15 protein-coding genes are annotated in these 17,678 nt (G+C 68.0%); 10 read left to right on the forward strand and 5 right to left on the reverse strand.

The window, feature by feature from the left end:
- Positions 1 to 200: 200 nt before the first annotated feature.
- The 3 genes from GGQ89_RS16550 to GGQ89_RS16560 form a co-directional block, all read right to left on the reverse strand.
- Positions 201 to 1,133, reverse strand: coding sequence for a 50S ribosomal protein L11 methyltransferase (locus tag GGQ89_RS16550; protein ID WP_184106494.1), 933 nt, complete (start codon positions 1,131 to 1,133; stop codon positions 201 to 203).
- Entirely contained in the window at positions 1,123 to 1,830 is a 708-nt protein-coding gene (locus tag GGQ89_RS16555) for an SDR family NAD(P)-dependent oxidoreductase (protein ID WP_184106495.1), read from the reverse strand. Before GGQ89_RS16555 ends, GGQ89_RS16550 begins: the two co-directional genes overlap by 11 nt.
- Before the next feature lie 76 nt (positions 1,831 to 1,906).
- Positions 1,907 to 3,289, reverse strand: coding sequence for a methyl-accepting chemotaxis protein (locus GGQ89_RS16560; RefSeq protein ID WP_184106496.1), 1,383 nt, complete (start codon positions 3,287 to 3,289; stop codon positions 1,907 to 1,909).
- A gap of 188 nt (positions 3,290 to 3,477) precedes the next feature.
- Here GGQ89_RS16560 and sdhC point away from each other — a divergent pair, with 188 nt between their 5' ends.
- The 6 genes from sdhC to GGQ89_RS16590 all read left to right on the forward strand — a co-directional run bounded on the left by sdhC (position 3,478) and on the right by GGQ89_RS16590 (position 10,347).
- Positions 3,478 to 3,906 carry a succinate dehydrogenase, cytochrome b556 subunit gene (gene sdhC / locus GGQ89_RS16565; protein WP_184106521.1) on the forward strand — a complete coding sequence of 143 codons (429 nt, stop codon included), beginning with the start codon at positions 3,478 to 3,480 and terminating at the stop codon, positions 3,904 to 3,906.
- Positions 3,906 to 4,289 (forward strand): succinate dehydrogenase, hydrophobic membrane anchor protein, encoded by a 384-nt coding sequence (gene sdhD / locus GGQ89_RS16570; protein WP_184106497.1) that lies wholly within the window; start codon positions 3,906 to 3,908, stop codon positions 4,287 to 4,289. The genes sdhC and sdhD overlap by 1 nt, the downstream gene beginning before the upstream one ends.
- Positions 4,289 to 6,097, forward strand: coding sequence for a succinate dehydrogenase flavoprotein subunit (gene sdhA, locus GGQ89_RS16575; protein WP_056433568.1), 1,809 nt, complete (start codon positions 4,289 to 4,291; stop codon positions 6,095 to 6,097). The genes sdhD and sdhA overlap by 1 nt, the downstream gene beginning before the upstream one ends.
- A 301-nt stretch (positions 6,098 to 6,398) precedes the next feature.
- Positions 6,399 to 7,157: a trehalose-phosphatase gene (gene otsB / locus GGQ89_RS16580; RefSeq protein ID WP_244955806.1), complete on the forward strand. Its 759-nt coding sequence runs from the start codon at positions 6,399 to 6,401 to the stop codon at positions 7,155 to 7,157.
- A complete protein-coding gene (locus GGQ89_RS16585; protein WP_184106499.1) occupies positions 7,157 to 8,935 on the forward strand; it encodes a glycoside hydrolase family 15 protein in 1,779 nt (592 codons plus the stop codon). Before otsB ends, GGQ89_RS16585 begins: the two co-directional genes overlap by 1 nt.
- Positions 8,932 to 10,347: an alpha,alpha-trehalose-phosphate synthase (UDP-forming) gene (locus tag GGQ89_RS16590; protein WP_184106500.1), complete on the forward strand. Its 1,416-nt coding sequence runs from the start codon at positions 8,932 to 8,934 to the stop codon at positions 10,345 to 10,347. Before GGQ89_RS16585 ends, GGQ89_RS16590 begins: the two co-directional genes overlap by 4 nt.
- 115 nt (positions 10,348 to 10,462) lie before the next feature.
- On the opposite strand, the gene GGQ89_RS16595 is transcribed toward GGQ89_RS16590, so the two are convergent.
- Positions 10,463 to 11,539, reverse strand: coding sequence for a mechanosensitive ion channel family protein (locus tag GGQ89_RS16595; RefSeq protein WP_184106501.1), 1,077 nt, complete (start codon positions 11,537 to 11,539; stop codon positions 10,463 to 10,465).
- A 209-nt stretch (positions 11,540 to 11,748) separates the two neighbouring features.
- Positions 11,749 to 12,432, reverse strand: coding sequence for a hypothetical protein (locus tag GGQ89_RS16600; protein ID WP_184106502.1), 684 nt, complete (start codon positions 12,430 to 12,432; stop codon positions 11,749 to 11,751).
- Between the two features lie 127 nt (positions 12,433 to 12,559).
- Between GGQ89_RS16600 and GGQ89_RS16605 the strand changes: the two genes are divergently transcribed.
- The 4 genes from GGQ89_RS16605 (at position 12,560) to GGQ89_RS16620 (ending at position 17,677) form a co-directional block, all read left to right on the forward strand.
- The gene (locus GGQ89_RS16605; RefSeq protein WP_184106503.1) at positions 12,560 to 13,228 is read left to right on the forward strand and encodes a response regulator; all 669 of its coding nucleotides are present in this window, start codon (positions 12,560 to 12,562) and stop codon (positions 13,226 to 13,228) included.
- Positions 13,225 to 14,583 carry an ATP-binding protein gene (locus GGQ89_RS16610; protein WP_338112343.1) on the forward strand — a complete coding sequence of 453 codons (1,359 nt, stop codon included), beginning with the start codon at positions 13,225 to 13,227 and terminating at the stop codon, positions 14,581 to 14,583. The genes GGQ89_RS16605 and GGQ89_RS16610 overlap by 4 nt, the downstream gene beginning before the upstream one ends.
- Before the next feature lie 13 nt (positions 14,584 to 14,596).
- Positions 14,597 to 16,162 carry an alpha,alpha-trehalase TreF gene (treF, locus tag GGQ89_RS16615; RefSeq protein ID WP_380772848.1) on the forward strand — a complete coding sequence of 522 codons (1,566 nt, stop codon included), beginning with the start codon at positions 14,597 to 14,599 and terminating at the stop codon, positions 16,160 to 16,162.
- Positions 16,163 to 16,393: 231 nt separating this feature from the next.
- Complete coding sequence (locus GGQ89_RS16620; protein WP_184106505.1) at positions 16,394 to 17,677, forward strand: Hsp70 family protein; 1,284 nt, start codon at positions 16,394 to 16,396, stop codon at positions 17,675 to 17,677.
- Position 17,678: the final 1 nt, after the last annotated feature.

The raw sequence follows: 17,678 nt of genomic DNA on the forward strand, positions 1-17,678 counted from the left end.
GCGCCCCGCTTCTCGGGTTGGGGGGCGTGGGGGGCACGCGACGGGGGTGTCTTGTACGGCCCCCCCCCCCCCCCCCACCCCCCCCCCCCCCCCCCCGGGGGGGGGGGGGGGGGGGGCGGGCCGGGAGTCTCACCGAGACCATCGCTGGTGGCCCTGCCCTCCCCCAGCCCCTCCCGCCTGCGGGAGGGGAGTAGATAAGGCTATATATCCAGTGCCCAGCCGTCGCGCCCTTTAGGATCGAACGGCGCGTTCGGCACGAACCGCTCGCGCCCCGCCCGCAGCCGCAACACGCTCCAGTCGCCGCGCCGGTCGACCGTCTCCAGCGTGCAGCCGCAGGCTTCATAGGCCGCGACCACATCGGCGCGCTGCGTCTCCAGCAGGCCTGCCAGCACCAAAGTCGCTTCCGGCCCCGCAATTGCGGCCAGTTCCGGCGCCATCGAGATCAGCGGCCCCGCCAGGATATTGGCGATGACCAGATCATAGGGCGCCGCCGCCATGATCGGATCGGCGAGCGCGCCATCGGCGACGATCAGTTCGACGCCGTCCACCCCGTTGATGGCCGCATTCTCGGCGGTGACATCGATCGCGATCGGATCGATATCGGTCGCGACGACCTTCGCCTCGGGCCAGAGATGCCGCGCGGCAAAGGCCAGCAGGCCGGTGCCGGTGCCGACATCGATGGCGTTCGTCACCATGCCCGAAGCCATCGCATCGAGCATGGCGAGGCAGCCGCTGGTCGTCTCATGATGCCCGGTGCCGAAGGCGCGCCCCGCCGGGATGTGGAAGCCGCGCAAGCCCTCCGGCACCACCTCGTCGCCGGTATGGACGAAGAAGCGCCCGACCGAGAGCGGCTCAAGTCCGGCCTGGCTCATCGTCACCCAGTCCTGCGCGGGCACATGCTCGACCGTGGCGGGGTGGTCGCCCGCGCTCGGCACCAGCGCGCGGATCGCTTCGATGGTGGCGGCATCGGGCTCGGCCTCGAAATAGGCGTCGAGCCGCCAATGCTCGCGGTCGTCCTCCACCTCCTCGGTGGTCATGATGACCGCCTCGATCGCGAGATCGTCGGCGGCGTCGATCGCCTCCGCCTCGTCGCGGGTACAAGGCAGGGTCAGCTTCCAGCTGTCAGCGGACATAGCTTGCTCCATTCACGTCGAGGACCGCACCGGTCATCGAGGGCGGCGCGTCGGTGCACAGGAAACGGACGGTCGCCGCGACCTCCTCGGGTGAGGCGACGCGACCGAGCGGGATGTCGGCGAGCAGCTTGTCCCCGCCCCGGCTGGCCAGATAATCCTCAGCCATGCCGGTCATGGTGAAGCCGGGGCAGACGGCGAAGGCGAGAATACCCTGCGCCGCATAGCCGCGCGCGATGGTCTTGGTCATCGCGACCATGCCGCCCTTGGATGCGGCATAATGCCAGTGCGCGGGCGAGTCGCCGCGATAGGCGGCGCGGCTGGCGATGTTGACGATCCGGCCGCCGACGCCCCGCTCCTGCCAGTGCAGCACGGCGAGACGGCAGAGTTCGGCCGACGCGGTCAGGTTGATCTGCATGGTCCGCGCCCAGCTGTTCGACCAGTCGTCGGCGTCCAGCGGACTCGCCTCGAAGATACCGGCATTGTTGACGAGGACGTCGATCGCGCCGCCCGCCTGCGCCAGCGCCTCCGCCCAGAGCCGGGCGGGCGCATCGGGATCGGAAAGGTCGGCGGCCAGATTCGCGCCGGGGCTGCTGCGCGTGGCATGGCCCAGGACCCGCGTCTCCGGCAGGTCGCCCAGGCTCGATGCGATGGCCGCGCCGATGCCTCGGCTGCTGCCCGTTACCAATATCGTCGTCATGCCCCCGCCGTGCCGGGCGGGGGCCGATGCGTCAACCGGCGGGATCGATCCTCCCCGACACGGGGAGGATCTGGTGTCAGGCCGCGACTCGCGCGACGAACTGGCTGGCGCTGGTCTTCAGGTCGCCCAGCTGCGTATCGAGATGGTCGAAGCCGCGCCCGACCCGGTCGATCTCCTGCGCGACATGCTCGGTATCCTGGCGAATCGCGGCGATGGTGTGCGACATGGAGTCGGCGGCCAGCGCAGTTTCGTCGACCGCGGCGGTGATCGCGGTGACGGTCTGGGCCTGCGCCTCCATCGCATGGCGGATCCGCTCGGCCGACACCTGAACCTCATGGACCGTCGCCTTGATCGAGGCATTGGTCTCGACCGTCGAGCGGGTCGCGGCCTGGATGGCGGCGATCTTGGTCGCGATGTCGTCAGTGGCGCGCGCGGTCTGGCTGGCGAGGCTCTTCACCTCCTGCGCGACGACCGCAAAGCCCCGGCCCGCATCGCCCGCGCGCGCCGCCTCGATGGTGGCGTTGAGCGCCAGCAGGTTCGTCTGCCCGGCGATGTCGCGGATCAGGCCCAGGATCGATTCGATCGACTTGGCATGGTCCGACAGCATCTCCGACATGCCGACCGCCTGCCCTGCCTGATCGGCGGCGCGGTTGGCGACATCGGCGGCCTGATCGACCTCGGTGCGGGCATCCTCGATCGCGCGGATCAGCCCCGCGGCGGTCTGTGCCGCCTCGCGCATCGCGACGGCCGACTGTTCGGCGGCGGCGGCGACTTCGCTCGACTTGCCCAGCATCCCGCGCGTCGACAGCGAGGCTTCCTGCGCCTGACGCCGCAGATCGCGGCCCTCGACGCTGGCATTCTCGACCACCGACGAGATGCCGTTGCGAAAGTCGCCCGCCAGCCGTTCGCGCTCGCGCTCGGCACTCCATTCGCGAAAGCCCGCGAACAGCTCGACGGTCAGCTCGGTCTCCATCCCGAACAGGCGCAGCAGCGTGTCGATCATCACCTCGCGACGGGGATCGTCGGGCGGCACCGATTCCTGCAACACCTTCAGCGCCGCACGGTCGCTGGCGCAGGACATGGCCAGCACATCCATCGGCGGCACCCCGGCGGCATAGGCGGACGCGATCGAACGCCCCAGCGACTCGACCCAGTCGCGCCCCGACAAATGGCAGAAGCGGTTGCGCAGATAGGCGCGCCCGGCCGTCAGCTGCCGCTCGCGGTCCATCTTGGTCCAGTCGGGCGCACCGGGATTGGCGCGGCGCCAGTGATTCCAATAGGCCTCGATCACCTCATCGGCGCGCGACTCGATGGCGGGCCAGAGATCGGCGGCCAGGCGGGTCAGCGCGCCGTCGCCCCCGTCGAAAGCGCGAACCCGCGCGTCAAGATCGATCCCTGCCGTAATCTCCGTCGGCGGAGGAAGATCGGTCTCGGCAACAATATTTTCCCGTTCGGGCATAGCGGCTCCCGCGTTCAGGCAATCGGAACGTGATGCCGCTGATTCTGGCGCAAAAAGCGTTAAAGGCGGGTTAGCCGCCGGACGGGCCATGCCGCCATGGCCAGCCGAGACCGCGAATCTCGCCTCGCGACTTGCATCCTGTCGGCGTCTTCACCATAGGCGTATCCGCAAACCAGCCCGACTTTAGACTGTTCGAGGATCTGCCCTTGGCCGCCCGCAACACCGCACGCCCGCTCTCCCCGCACCTCCAGATCTGGAAATGGGGTCCCAACATGCTGGTCTCCATCCTGCATCGTGCCACCGGCACGGGCATGGCGACCGTGGGCGCGGCGCTTCTCGTCTGGTTCCTGGCGGCGGTCGCCGCGGGTCCCGAAAGCTATGCGACGTTCCGCGACGTCTTCACCGTCCAGTCGGGCGGGCTGAACATCATCGGCTATGTGGTCGGCATCGGCCTGACCGCCTGCCTGTTCCAGCACATGGCCAACGGCATCCGCCACCTGTTCATGGACGTGGGCGCGGGCTTCGAGTTGAAGTCGAACAAGCTGCAGGCGCAGGCCACCATGATCTTCGCGGTTGTGATGACGGTGGCCTTCTGGCTCTATCTGGGGATCAAGTGATGCGTTCGGGAACCGCAATCGGCCGCGTGCGCGGCCTGGGCTCGGCCAAGTCGGGCACCCATCATTGGCTCAACCAGCGCCTGACGGCGGGGTCGAACTTCCTGCTAGTCGTGTGGCTGCTGATCTCGATCCTGCGCCAGCCCTCGTTCGATTACGCCGCGATGCATCTGTGGCTGTCCAATCCCTGGGCGGCCATTCCGATGGCGATGCTGGTCGCGTCGATCTTCTATCACATGCGCCTGGGCCTTCAGGTCGTGATCGAGGATTATGAGCAGGACCAGAACCGGGTCGCGCTGCTCGTCGTCATGAACCTGTTCGTCTTCACGATCGCCGCCATCGCCATCTTCTCGATCCTCAAGATCGCCTTTGGAGCCGCTGCATAATGTCTGCTGCCGCCTACAAGATCATCGACCATACCTATGACGCCGTCGTCGTGGGTGCGGGCGGCTCGGGCCTGCGCGCGACCATGGGTATCGCCGAAGCGGGTCTGAAGACCGCCTGCATCACCAAGGTGTTCCCGACGCGCAGCCACACCGTCGCTGCGCAGGGTGGCATCGCCGCGTCGCTCGGCAATATGGGCCCGGACCACTGGACCTGGCACATGTACGACACCGTCAAGGGGTCGGACTGGCTGGGCGACCAGGACGCGATCGAATATCTGTGCCGCGAGGCGCCCGCCGCCGTGTATGAGCTGGAGCATGCGGGCGTGCCGTTCAGCCGTACCGAAGAGGGCAAGATCTATCAGCGCCCCTTCGGCGGCATGATGCAGAATATGGGCGAAGGCCCGCCTGCGCAGCGCACTTGCGCCGCCGCCGACCGTACCGGCCACGCCATGCTGCACGCGCTGTATCAGCAGTCGCTGAAATATGACGCGGACTTCTTCATCGAGTATTTCGCGCTCGACCTGATCATGGACGATCAGGGCAATTGCCGCGGCGTGATCGCGCTGTGCATGGAAGACGGCTCGATCCACCGGTTCCGCGCGCATAACGTCGTGCTGGCGACCGGCGGCTATGGCCGCTGCTATTTCTCGGCCACCTCGGCGCACACCTGCACGGGTGACGGCGGCGGCATGGTGCTGCGTGCGGGCCTGCCGCTCCAGGACATGGAGTTCGTGCAGTTCCACCCGACCGGCATCTATGGTGCCGGCGTCCTCATCACCGAGGGCGCGCGCGGCGAAGGCGGCTACCTGACCAACTCCGAGGGCGAGCGCTTCATGGAGCGTTACGCGCCGTCGGCCAAGGATCTCGCCAGCCGCGACGTCGTGTCGCGTTCGATGGCGATGGAAATCCGCGAAGGGCGCGGCGTCGGCAAGGAGGGGGATCATATCTACCTCCATCTCGACCATATCGACCCCAAGGTCCTGGCCGAGCGCCTGCCCGGCATCACCGAGACCGGCAAGATCTTCGCCGGTGTCGATCTGACCCGCCAGCCGCTGCCCGTCACGCCGACCGTCCATTATAATATGGGCGGTATTCCGACCAACTATCACGGTGAGGTCGTCCGGCTGAAGGACGGCAACCCGGACTCGGTCGTCCCCGGCCTGTTCGCGGTCGGCGAAGCGGCCTGCGTGTCGGTGCACGGCGCGAACCGCCTGGGCTCAAACTCGCTGATCGACCTCGTGGTGTTCGGCCGCGCGACCGGCCTGCGCATCAAGGACACGCTGAAGCCCGGCACGCCGCACGCGCCGCTGCCCGCCGGTTCGGAAGAGCTGGCGCTGGGTCGCCTGGATCACTTCCGCAACGCCGCTGGCAGCTCGACCACCGCCTCGGTGCGCAGCGAGATGCAGAAGACGATGCAGCGCCACTGCGCCGTGTTCCGCACCGACGAGTTGCTGACCGAAGGCCGCCAGATGATCCGCGCCACCTATGACCGGATGAAGGACATCGGCATCAAGGATCGCTCGCTGATCTGGAACACCGATCTGGTCGAGACGCTGGAGCTGGACAACCTCATCAGCCAGGCGGTCGTGACGATGGAATCGGCGTTGAACCGCAAGGAAAGCCGCGGCGCGCATGTGAACGAGGACTTCCCCGATCGCGACGACGCCAACTGGATGAAGCACACCGTCGCGACCTTCGACGGCTGGGGCGGCCAGGGCGGCGGGGTCGAGATCGACTATCGCCCGGTGCATGATTACACGCTGACCGACGATATCGAGTATATCAAGCCGAAGAAGCGGGTGTACTAAGGCCCGGTTTACGGTTCGGAAAAGAGGGGCTGGCGAGCGATCGCCGGCCCTTTTTGTTGTGTGCGGATGGCCTCATCCACTTCTTCTCCCCTCCCGTAGACGGGAGGGGTTGGAGAGGGAAAGCCACAGGCGACGCCACGCGTGGAGAGGGCCCTCCCCCCATCCCCCTCCCGCTTGCGGGAGGGGGAGCACCCGGCGGCACGCGACGGAAGTTCCCCACGCCCCCCTTCCGTAATCATTTCGGCAGCGCAGCGGAACGCGAGCGGCGGGGATGGGTTCACTCGGCATGTCCGCATCCGCTATGCTTTCGCCCATGCTGGCCGACCTTGCCCCGCCCCCGCCCCGCCTGTCCGCGACGGACAGTCTGTTCCTCGATTTCGACGGCACGCTGGTCGACCTCGCCGACAACCCGGAAGGGGTGCATGTCAGCACCCAACTCGCCGACCGGCTGGACGCGCTGGCCGCACACATGCCCGGCCGTCTCGCCATTGTCAGCGGCCGTTCGATCGCGCAGTTGGATGCGCTGTTCGGCCCCCAAGCCGAGCATTTCACCCTCGCAGGGAGTCACGGCGCCGAACGCCGCTCGCCGGAGGACGGCCATGTCCAGCCCGACAAGCCCGACCATCTCGCCACCGCGACCGACGAAATGCGCGCCGTGGCCGAGGCCAACGACCTGTATTTCGAAACCAAGAGCTTCGGCGCAGGCCTCCATTATCGCCGCCATCCGCAAGCCGAATCGCTCGCGATCCGCGAAGCCACCGCCATCGCCGAGCGTCACGGCCTGACCCTGCAACCCGGAAAGATGATGGTCGAGATCCGCCTGCCCGGCGACAAGGGCCGGGCGATCGAGACGCTGATGCAGGCCCCCGCGATGCAGGGCACGGTCCCGATCTTCTTCGGGGACGATGTGACCGACGAGGACGGCTTCGTCGCCGCCGCCGCGCTAGGCGGCGCGGGCGTGCTGGTCGGGCCGATGCGCGAGACCGCCGCCCGTTACCGCCTGCCCGATGTCGCCGCCGTCCATATATGGCTCGCCCAAGCGCTGGAGAATGCCAAGTAATGCAACAGGACATGAACCTCTGGCCGATCGGCAATTGCCAGGTTTCCGCGCTGGTCGATTCGGCAGGCCGCTTCGTCTGGGGCTGTGTGCCGCGCGTCGATGGCGACCCCGCCTTTTGCGCCCTGCTTGGCGATGGCGAACCTGAGACGGGCTATTGGTCGATCGACCTGGAGGACCGGGTCTCGACCACGCAAGGCTATCTCCGCAATACGCCGATCCTGGTCACCACCCATATGGACGACCGGGGCAACGGCATCGAGATCACCGATTTCTGCCCGCGTTTCTCGCGCGAGGGCCGCGTCTACCGCCCGACCAGCTATGTGCGGATCGTCCGGCCTATCGGCAGCCCCCGCATCCGCATCGCGCTGCGCGTCGCGACCGACTGGGGTACGCCCACCGAACGGACCCAGGGGTCCAACCATATCCGCTATCTGATGACGCAGCAGACGCTGCGCCTGACCACCGACGCGCCGGTCGGCCATATCGCCGCCGAACAATGGTTCCGCCTCGAGCGCCCGATCCACATGTTCCTCGGCCCGGACGAGAGTTTCGCGGGCGTGCTCAGCGAGGCGAGCCGCGCCATGCTGGAGCGCACCACGCATGAATGGCATCACTGGGTGCGCGGCCTCGCCACCCCGGTCGAGTGGCAGGCGGTCGTCATCCGCGCCGCGATCACGCTGAAGCTGTGCCAGCATGAGGAAACCGGCGCGATCGTCGCCGCGCTGACCACCTCGCTGCCCGAACATGCCGATTCGGGGCGCAACTGGGACTATCGCTACTGCTGGATTCGCGACGCCTATTACACGGTGCAGGCGCTCAACCGGCTGGGCGCGCTCGACGTGCTGGAGGGCTATCTCGAATATCTCCGCAACATCGTCGATGCCGCGCGGGGCGGGCATATCCAGCCGCTCTACGGCGTCGGTGGCGAGGCGACCCTGGTCGAGCGGATCGAGACCAAGCTACCCGGCTATCGCGCCATGGGTCCGGTGCGCGTCGGCAACCAGGCCTATGAGCAGATTCAGCACGATGCGTACGGCCAGATCGTGCTGTCCGACGTGCAGGCGTTCTTCGACACCCGCCTGTTCCGCATGTCGGGCGTCGAGGATTTCCACTCGCTGGAGCGCGTCGGCGAACGGGCCTGGGCCAAATACGACCAGCCGGACGCAGGGCTGTGGGAACTTCGCACCAAGAGCCATGTCCATACCTATTCCGCCGCCATGTGCTGGGCGGCGTGCGACCGCCTCGCCAATGCCGCGCAGGCGCTGGGCCTGGAGGAACGCCGCGCCTTCTGGCAGGAGCGCGCCGACCTGATGCGCGAGACGATCGAGCAATCGGCGTGGCGCGAGGAAACGCAGCGTATGTCGGCAACGTTCGGCGGCGACGATCTGGACGCCAGCATCATCCAGCTGCTCGACCTGCGCTTCCTGTCGCCCGACGATCCCCGCTTCCGCTCGACGCTGGATGCGGTCGAAAAGGGGCTGCGCCGGGGCAGCCACATGCTGCGCTATGCGACCGAGGATGACTTCGGCCTGCCGCATACCGCCTTTAATGTCTGCACTTTTTGGCTGATCGAAGCGTTGTATGTCACCGGGCGTCACGAGGACGCCCGCGCGCTGTTCGAGGAGATGGTGGCGCGCTGTACCCCCGCCGGGCTTCTGTCCGAGGATATCGACCCGAATACGGGCGAGCTGTGGGGGAATTATCCGCAAACCTATTCGCTGGTCGGCCTGATCAACTGCGCCGTCCTGCTGAGTAAACCATGGAGTGCCGTGCGATGAGTCGCCTGATCGTCATCTCGAACCGGGTCCAGCCGCCCACCACCGGGCCGGGCGGAAATCAGGGCGGGCTGGCGGTCGCACTCCTCGCCGCCCTGCGCGAACAGGGCGGCATCTGGTTCGGCTGGTCGGGGGAGACCACCGACCAGTTCAGCGGCCATATCAACTTCCAGCAGGGCGGCGGCGTGACGACCGCCACGATCGACCTGGAAGAACAGGATATCGACGAATATTATAACGGCTATGCCAACCGGACGCTGTGGCCGCTCTTCCACTATCGGATCGACCTGACCGAGTTCGAGCGCGACTTCGATTCCGGCTATGCGCGCGTCAATGATCGCTTCGCCGAAACGGTGCAGCCGCTGATCGAGCCCGACGATCTGGTCTGGGTGCATGACTATCACCTGATCCCGCTGGGCCGCGACCTGCGCAAGCGGGGGTTCAAGAACCGGATGGGCTTTTTCCTCCACATCCCGTGGCCGCCGGTGCGGCTGCTGATGTCGCTGCCCAGCCATCGCAAGCTGGTCGAGTCGCTGTTCGCCTATGACGTGGTCGGCTTCCATACCGAGGACTGGCTGGACAGCTTCCGCGACTATGTGACCAAGGAGCTGGGCGGGACGCTCGGCGAGAATGGCGAAGTGACGTGGAACGGCCGCACCATCCAGGCGATTCGCGCGCCGATCGGCATCGAGACCCGGGAGTTCGAGGAAGCCGCGAACGGCCATGATGCCCGTTTCGCGCGCGAGCGCATGTATATGTCGGCCACGGGGCGCAGCCTGATCGTCGGCGTCGACCGGCTCGACTATTCCAAGGGGCTGGCTGAGCGGTTCCTGGGTTACGAACGCTTTCTGGCGCAGAATCCCGAGCGACGCGCACTGGTCTATATGCTCCAGATCGCGCCGCCCAGCCGCGAGAAGGTGAACACCTATCAGGAAATTCGCGCCAATCTCGATGCGCTGTCGGGGCGGATCAACGGCGAATATGCCGATATCGACTGGGTGCCGATCCGCTACGTCAACAAGGGCTTTCCTCGGCCGGTGCTGGCGGGCATCTATCGCGCGGCGCGGATCGGGCTGGTCACGCCTTTGCGCGACGGGATGAACCTGGTCGCCAAGGAATATGTCGCCGCACAGGACCCGGAAGACCCCGGCGTGCTGATCCTGTCCCGCTTCGCCGGTGCCGCCGAACAATTGAAGGACGCGGTCCTGATCAACCCGTACAGCGCCGAGGAAATGTCCGACGCGATCGTCCAGGCGCTGGCCATGCCGCGTGCCGAGCGTATCCGGCGTTGGGAAAGCCTGATCGAAAATGTCCGGCGCGAGGATGTGTTCTGGTGGTGCGAGCTGTTCCTGGCCGCGCTGCGCGGGGACGGGGCGAAGGCAGAGGCCAAGGCGATCGAAGAAGCGACCCACTGATCCTCCCCGGCACGGGGAGGTGGCAGGGCGTCAGCCCTGACGGAGGGGGCTTGCCACATGGGACTAGCCCAGCGGCACGCCCCCTCCACCATGCTGCACATGGTCCCCCTCCCCTTTACAGGGGAGGAACGGGGGTAGAATGTTCCAACCGCCGCCGGGGCAAGGCCTCGGGCATGTCGCGCCGGATATAGTCCAGCAACCCCTCCCGGATTTCACAGCGCAGGTCGAACGCGGTCGAAGCATCGCGCGCCGTCATCAGCCCGCGTACCTCGATCGAGTCCGGCTTCACGTCCGTCACCTGCATGTTGAAGAACCGCCGGTCCCAGCGCGTGCTCGCCTCGACCAGTTCGCCCATCTTCTCGCGCAGGCGTGGAATGTCCGCCGCCGGATCGAGATACCAGAAGACCGAACCCAGCAACTGGCTGGTCTCGCGCGTCCAGTTCTGAAAGCTGTTCTCCAGGAACTTGGCGACCGGCACGACCAGCCGCCGCTCGTCCCAGATGCGTACGACCACGAAAGTCAGGTGAATCTGCTCGATCCGCCCCCATTCATTGTCGATGATGACCACGTCGTCGAGGCGGATCGGCTCGGTAAAGGCCATCTGCACGCCCGCGATCAGGTTCTTGAGCGCGGGCTGCGCGGCGGCACCGACGACCAACCCTGCGATACCCGCCGACGCCATCAGCGTGACGCCGATGGTGCGGATGCCGGGCACGCTGAGCAGCATCAGGCAGACGGTCAGGAACACGATCAGGAAGATGCCGATCCGCCCCAATATCTGCGCCCGTGTCCGCTTTCGCCGGGCGCGGAGATTGTCCTCGACGCTGATATCGGCGCGCAGATAGACGACGCCCTGAAGTGCGCGCAGCGCGGATACCGCCAGCCAGCCGAGCAGGGCGGGCACACCGAAACCCAAGGCCTGCCGCCAGATTTCGCGCCCATCGCTCGACATCGGAACGAGGCGCATCGCGAAGCTGACCGCGATGGCGATCGCGACCCAGCGCAGGGGCTGGCGGATATGCGCGAGGACCAGATCGTCGCTCTGGCTGGCCGTCCGCCGCGCGGCATGCCCGGCGATCCGCATCGCGACGCTGTGTACCAGCACGGCGACGAGGATCGCGACCGCAATGATCGTCAGGTTTTGAAGCCACAGCCATTCGGCCGGTATGTCGAGCGATCGAAGCCAGCGCATGGGGGGCTAAACGGTGGGAGGGGCGAAGGTTCCTTGTGGGGGCGGGATTCCCTTGGCCTTCGATTTCGCTCAGGCCGAACGGCGTTTGGGGCAAGCCCTGTTCCCAACCTCCGTTCAGCCTGAGCGAAGTCGAAGGCCACGCCACTACCTTGCCCCCAAACAAAAACGCCCCCCGACCAAAGCCGGAGGGCGTCTTCGTCATGTCCGGATCACCGCGCCGGGCGAACCGCACCGGTGGGTGCCGGAGCCCCGGCAGGCGGCGGGGGCGGCGGAACCGGCGCACCCTGCGGTGCCGCACCGTTTACCGGCGCAGGCGGGGGCGGCGGGGGCACCGCACCCGGTGCGCAGCCACCCGGCGGGGGCGGCGGCGAGGCGCCCGGACCACCCGGAGCACCGGGTCCGCCCGGACCGCCGGGGGGCGGCGGAGGCGGCGGCGGGCCGTCACCACGCGGGCCACCGGGGCCGCCATCGGGGCCACGCGGACCGCCCGGCGGGGGCGGAGGCGGGCCGACCGGGGTGACCGTCCCCTGGGGGCCCACCAGATACTGGGCGTGCATGATGCCGTCGTCATAGCGGCCCTGCACCATCACATTGCTGCCGACCGCGGGCATCGCGTCGCGGTTGCTGGCGACCATCGCCCGGCCGGTGCCGTCCTGCACCACGAAACGGTCGCCGAAGACTTCGGCCACCCGCCCCTTGGCGGTGACGACGCCGCTGGTCGAGGCCAGCTTGGCGATGGGCGTCTGGACGGTCGGTGCCATGGTGACGTTCGGCCGGGTCATCGAGACGGCGGCGGCGCCACCGCCCGCACCCAGTGCGATCAGGACCGCAGCGGCGGCGGCCAGCGGTGCCTTGCCCTGCAGACGGGGGGTCGGAATATGGAAACGAGACATTGTCGATCTCCTTGGTTGATGGAGATGCTTTTAGGTGATTCGCCCCGATGCCCGCTGAACCGCGCGGTTCAGATTGGGTTTAGGCTATGCGACGATAGCGGGGCGATAAGGGGATAACGGACAGGTCATGCGGATTTTGCTGGTCGAGGATGATCCCGCACTGGGCCCCGCCATCGCGCGGGCCTTGCGTGCCGAGCAATGCGCGGTCGACCTGTTCGACAGCGGCGTCGATGCGGGCCATGCGGGCGATACCGAAATCTATGACGCCGCCGTGCTCGACCTGGGCCTGCCCGATGGCGACGGCATGACCTTGTTGCGTCAATGGCGCGAGGCGGGTCGCGCCCTGCCCGTGCTGATCCTGACCGCACGCGATGGCTGGTCGGACAAGGTGGCCGGGTTCAAGGCGGGCGCGGACGATTATCTGACCAAGCCTTTCCGCGTCGAGGAACTGGTCATGCGCCTGCGCGCGCTGGTCCGCCGTGCGGCGGGCCATGCCCAGCCGCGCCTGACTTGTGGGCCCCTCTCCTTCGACAGCCAGACCGGACAGTTCGAGCTGGACGGCCTGCCGCTGAAGCTCACCGCGTTCGAATGGCGCGTCCTGTCTGCGCTGATGCTCCGCAAGGAGGCGGTCATCCCCCGGCTGGAACTGCTCGAGCGCGTCTATGAAGGCGACGCCGATGTCGATTCCAACAGCCTGGAGGTGATCGTCGGCCGCCTGCGCAAGAAGATCGGCGCCGATCTGATCGAGACCGTGCGGGGCATGGGCTATCGCCTGACCGCCGGAGAGGCCGCGTGAGACTGCCCCGGTCGATTCACGGCCGGATGATCCTGATCTCGGGGGCGGCGATCCTGGCGGCGTTGCTGCTCGCGGGCTGGGGTCTGGCGAGCGCGCTGGAGGGGATCGTCACGCGCGGGCTCGACCAGCGGCTCGATTCCGAGATCGCCGTCCTCGCTTCCGCCATCGACAGACAGGGTAAGGTGGACCGGGCCCGCGTCGACCAGCGGCGCGGTTTGCTGGAGCCCGAACCCGGCTGGCGCTGGCGGATCGCGGGACCGGACGGGGTGATCGGGTCGGGCGACTTTCCGCCGCTCGCTGCGCCGCATCCGCCGGGGCCTGTCGAGGGCGGCCCGCCCCCTGCCCCTCCGCCCGGCGGGCCCGCGCCCGTCGAGCCGCCCCGCCCGGCCGAGGGTCGCACCGAACAGGGCGTTCGCGTCCATGCCCGGCAGGTCACCATCCCCTCGACACGCGGGGTCGTGACGATCACCGCCGCCGCCCCGCGCGCGGTCGTGGCGCGGCCCATCCGTGCCGCGCTGGTGCCGCTGCTCGCGATGCTGGCGGGGCTGGGCGTGCTGCTCGCCGCCGCCAGCCTGATCCAGTTGCGGCTCGGCCTGCGCCCGCTGCGGCGGCTGCGCGAAGAGGTAGCCGCCATCCGGACGGGCGAGCGCACCCGCGTCGATGAGGATCAACCCGCCGAGCTCCAGCCGCTCGCCGCCGAGCTGAATGCGCTGACCGCCGACAGCGAACGCGCGCTGGCGGCCGCCCGGGCCTCGGCGGCCAATCTGGCGCATGCGCTCAAGACGCCGGTGGCGACTCTGGCGCTCGATCTGGCGGACGATCCGCTCCGCGCCGCGCAGGTCGCGCGGATCGATGACACCATCCGCCACCACCTCGCGCGCGCGCGGGTGCAGCTGGGCACCAGTCGCGCCGCGACCGCACTGCGCCCGGCGATGGACGACCTTGCCGATGCCATTGCGCGCATCCATGCCGAACGGGGCGTGCGCATCACCACCGACATCGCCGACGATCTGTCGGTCACGATGGACGCGCAGGATCTGGACGAGGTGGCGGGCAATCTGGTCGACAATGCCGCCCGCCATGCCCGCAGCCGGGTGACCATCACGGCGGTCGCGGAAGGGCGGCAGATCCGGCTGAGCGTCATCGATGACGGCCCCGGCATCCCGGAGGCCGACCGGCTCCGCGCGACGCAGGCGGGCGCGCGGCTCGACGAGCGCGGCGACGGGCATGGCTTCGGCTTGGCGATCGCGCGCGAACTGGCCGAACTGCATGGCGGTCGGCTAGTCCTGGACGAAGCACCGGGCGGCGGCCTGTCGGCCACCGTCCTGCTGCCCCGCGCCGCGCGAACCGAATAGACAGGAGAGGATGATGATCGCCAACCGCTTGCGCCCGCTGGTCCTGCTGCCCGCGCTGGCTCTGCTGCTCCAGGCGCAGAACGCGCCGCCCTCCCCCGCCGATATCTATGGCCCGCTTTTCGGCGCAGTGCAGGAGGCGCAGGTGTTTTCCGACGGCAAGACCTTTGCCGACGCGGTGCCGCGCGAGGACCCGCAGGCGATCATGGCCGCCTATGCGCGCGAAAAGCCGATCGGCAAGGAGGCGCTGGCCGCGTTCGTCCGTCGCTATTTCTCGGTACGCGGCGATACCCAGACCAAGCCCCCCTTGCGCGAGCGCATCCGCCAGCTCTGGCCGATCCTGGGCCGCGCGCCTTTTACGCCGGTGGCGGGATCGTCGGCGCTGGGCCTCGACCATGGCTATGTCGTGCCGGGCGACCGGTTCCAGGAGATTTATTACTGGGACAGCTATTTCACGATGCTGGGCCTGAAGGCGGACGGCCAGGCCCCGCTGATCGAGGCGATGCTGGCCGATTTCGTCGATCTGGTCGAGCGTTACGGTCATGTCCCCAACGGCACGCGGACCTATTATCTCAGCCGGTCTCAGCCGCCTTTCCTCCCGCTGATGATGGACCTGTCGGACAATCGCGATCCCGTACTGGCGAAGCGGCGGCTGGCGGCGCTGGTGCGCGAGCATGATTATTGGATGGCGGGGGCGAACTGCCTCGATGCCTCGGGGGCCTGCGCCCATGTCGTGCGGATGCCCGATGGCAGCCTGCTCAACCGCTATTGGGATGCGCGCGAAAGCCCTCGCGACGAAAGCTGGCGCGAGGACCGCGAGACCGCCGCCAAGGCCGCGCCGCGTGCCGCTGGCGTCGTCCAGCGCGATCTGCGGGCGGCGGCAGAATCGGGCTGGGACTTCAGCTCGCGCTGGCTGGCCGATCCGATGCGACTGGAGACGATCCACACCACCGATATCGTGCCGGTCGATCTCAACAGTCTGTTGTGGATGGCCGAAACCCGCATCGCCGCCCGCGCGACGGCGGCGGGGGATGCGGCGACGGCGCGGCGCTTCACCGAGATGGCGGCGCGGCGCAAGGCGGCGATCGACCGCTATCTCTGGGTGGCGGCCGAAAGACGCTATGCCGACTGGGACCGGGTGGCCAAGCGGCCCACGCCTGCGAAGACCGCCGCATCGCTCTTCCCGCTATTCGCCGGACTGGCCAGCGCGGACCAGGCGCGTGCGGTCGCCGCCACCACCCGCGCCACGCTGATCGGCGAAGGCGGCCTGCGCACCACGGGCCTGCGCACCGGCCAGCAATGGGATGCGCCCAATGGCTGGGCGCCGCTGCAATGGATCGCGGTCGAGGGGCTGGAGCGGTACGGCGAACAGGCGCTGGCCAAGGACATCGCCCGCCGCTGGGTCGCCACCGTCGCGCGTACCTATGCCGAGACGGGCAAGCTGCTGGAGAAATACGACGTCGAGGAACGCAAGCCCGGCGGCGGCGGAGAATATCCGACGCAGGACGGCTTTGGCTGGACCAACGGCGTGACGGCGGCGATGCTGGAGCGGTGGCCGGATTTGGGCTCCAATAGCCGATGACCTTCTGCTCCCCCTCCCGCAGGCGAGTTTCAGGTCGGTCATGCTCCCCGGCATGACCTAAACGATGCGGGGCATCGTTTACCTGAAACTGGGTCGGGGGGAGGGCCGGGAACCTCGCAGAGACCGTAGCCTGTGGCTTTGCCCTCCCCCAGCCCCTCCCGCTTGCGGGAGGGGAGCAAGAAGGCAAGAAACCCCCTGCCCTCAGCACTCGCATCGTGTAGCGGACGCCGCATGACCGACACCCCGCACGCCATCCTCGGTATCGACTTCGGCACCACAAACTCGGTGATCGCCCGCGCCGAGGGCGGCGACTCGCATCTCGTCCCGCTCAAAGCGCCGAAGGGCGAAGACCCCGTCTTCCGCTCGGCGCTGTGTTTCTGGGAGGATGACGGCATCGAGGTGGAGGCGGGGCCATGGGCCATCGCCGAATATCTCGACTTTCCGGGCGGCAGCCGGTTCATCCAGTCGTTCAAGTCGGTCGCCGCCTCGCCCGTCTTCGAGCACGCCACCGTGTTCGACAAACGCTATCGCTTCGAGGAACTGGGCCGCGCCTTTCTGGACCGGATGGCGGCGCGCAGCGGCGGCACCCTCGACGGCAAGGCGGCGCGGATCGTCGTCGGGCGGCCGGTCGAATATGCCGGGCACCGACCGGACGAGGCTTTGGCTCGCCAGCGTTACGACGCGATGTTCGCGCGGCTCGGGGCCGAAATCCATTATGTCTATGAACCGCTGGGTGCGGCGTTCAGCTATGCCTCGCGGATCACCGAGCCTGCCACCGTGCTGGTCGCCGATTTCGGCGGCGGCACCAGCGACTTTTCGGTCGTGCGCATCGCCGCCCCCGGCGCGGATCGGCGTTGCGAGCCGCTGGGCCATGCTGGTGTCGGTATCGCGGGGGATCGGTTCGACCAAAGGCTGATCGATCATCTCGTCCTGCCGCTGCTGGGCGCGGGCGGAAAATATCGCTCATTCGACAAGGTCCTGGAAATCCCGCGCGGCTATTTCGCCGATTTCGGCGACTGGTCGCGGCTGGCGCTGATGCGCAATCGCAAGACGCTGGCGGAACTGGAAAAGCTGCGCCGCGCCGCGCTCGACCCCGAGGCCATCGGGCGGATGATCGCGATCATCGAGGAGGAACAGGGATATCGACTCTACGATGCGGTCGGGCGGGTGAAGCGCGACCTGTCGGCGGCGGAGAACGCGCGGTTCCGTTTCGAGGGCGGCGGGCTGTCGATCGAGGCGGATGTGGCCCGCAAGGATTTCGAAAGCTGGATCGCGCCCGACCTCGCGCGGATCGAGCAGGCGGTCGACCGGGCGCTGACGGCGGCAGGGACCGAGGCGGGCGCGATCGACCGGGTGTTCCTGACCGGCGGCACCTCGCTGATGCCCGCGATCCGGCAAATGTTCGAGCTGCGCTTCGGCGGCGAGAGGATCGCGACCGGGGGTGAACTCACCTCGATCGCGCATGGCCTGGCGTTGATCGGGGAGCAGGCGGATATTGGGGCCTGGGCTGTCTGAA

It is taken from the genome of Sphingomonas yabuuchiae, assembly GCF_014199595.1.
GTDB lineage: Bacteria > Pseudomonadota > Alphaproteobacteria > Sphingomonadales > Sphingomonadaceae > Sphingomonas > Sphingomonas yabuuchiae.

What these genes read in the sequence shown, in the direction of transcription:
- GGQ89_RS16550 (WP_184106494.1), bottom strand. Translation starts at nt 1,133, where the DNA reads ATGTCCGCTGACAGCTGGAAGCTGACCCTGCCTTGTACCCGCGACGAG.
- GGQ89_RS16555 (WP_184106495.1), bottom strand. Translation starts at nt 1,830, where the DNA reads ATGACGACGATATTGGTAACGGGCAGCAGCCGAGGCATCGGCGCGGCC.
- GGQ89_RS16560 (WP_184106496.1), bottom strand. Translation starts at nt 3,289, where the DNA reads ATGCCCGAACGGGAAAATATTGTTGCCGAGACCGATCTTCCTCCGCCG.
- sdhD (WP_184106497.1), top strand. Translation starts at nt 3,906, where the DNA reads ATGCGTTCGGGAACCGCAATCGGCCGCGTGCGCGGCCTGGGCTCGGCC.
- sdhA (WP_056433568.1), top strand. Translation starts at nt 4,289, where the DNA reads ATGTCTGCTGCCGCCTACAAGATCATCGACCATACCTATGACGCCGTC.
- otsB (WP_244955806.1), top strand. Translation starts at nt 6,399, where the DNA reads ATGCTTTCGCCCATGCTGGCCGACCTTGCCCCGCCCCCGCCCCGCCTG.
- GGQ89_RS16585 (WP_184106499.1), top strand. Translation starts at nt 7,157, where the DNA reads ATGCAACAGGACATGAACCTCTGGCCGATCGGCAATTGCCAGGTTTCC.
- GGQ89_RS16590 (WP_184106500.1), top strand. Translation starts at nt 8,932, where the DNA reads ATGAGTCGCCTGATCGTCATCTCGAACCGGGTCCAGCCGCCCACCACC.
- GGQ89_RS16595 (WP_184106501.1), bottom strand. Translation starts at nt 11,539, where the DNA reads ATGCGCTGGCTTCGATCGCTCGACATACCGGCCGAATGGCTGTGGCTT.
- GGQ89_RS16600 (WP_184106502.1), bottom strand. Translation starts at nt 12,432, where the DNA reads ATGTCTCGTTTCCATATTCCGACCCCCCGTCTGCAGGGCAAGGCACCG.
- GGQ89_RS16605 (WP_184106503.1), top strand. Translation starts at nt 12,560, where the DNA reads ATGCGGATTTTGCTGGTCGAGGATGATCCCGCACTGGGCCCCGCCATC.
- treF (WP_380772848.1), top strand. Translation starts at nt 14,597, where the DNA reads ATGATCGCCAACCGCTTGCGCCCGCTGGTCCTGCTGCCCGCGCTGGCT.
- GGQ89_RS16620 (WP_184106505.1), top strand. Translation starts at nt 16,394, where the DNA reads ATGACCGACACCCCGCACGCCATCCTCGGTATCGACTTCGGCACCACA.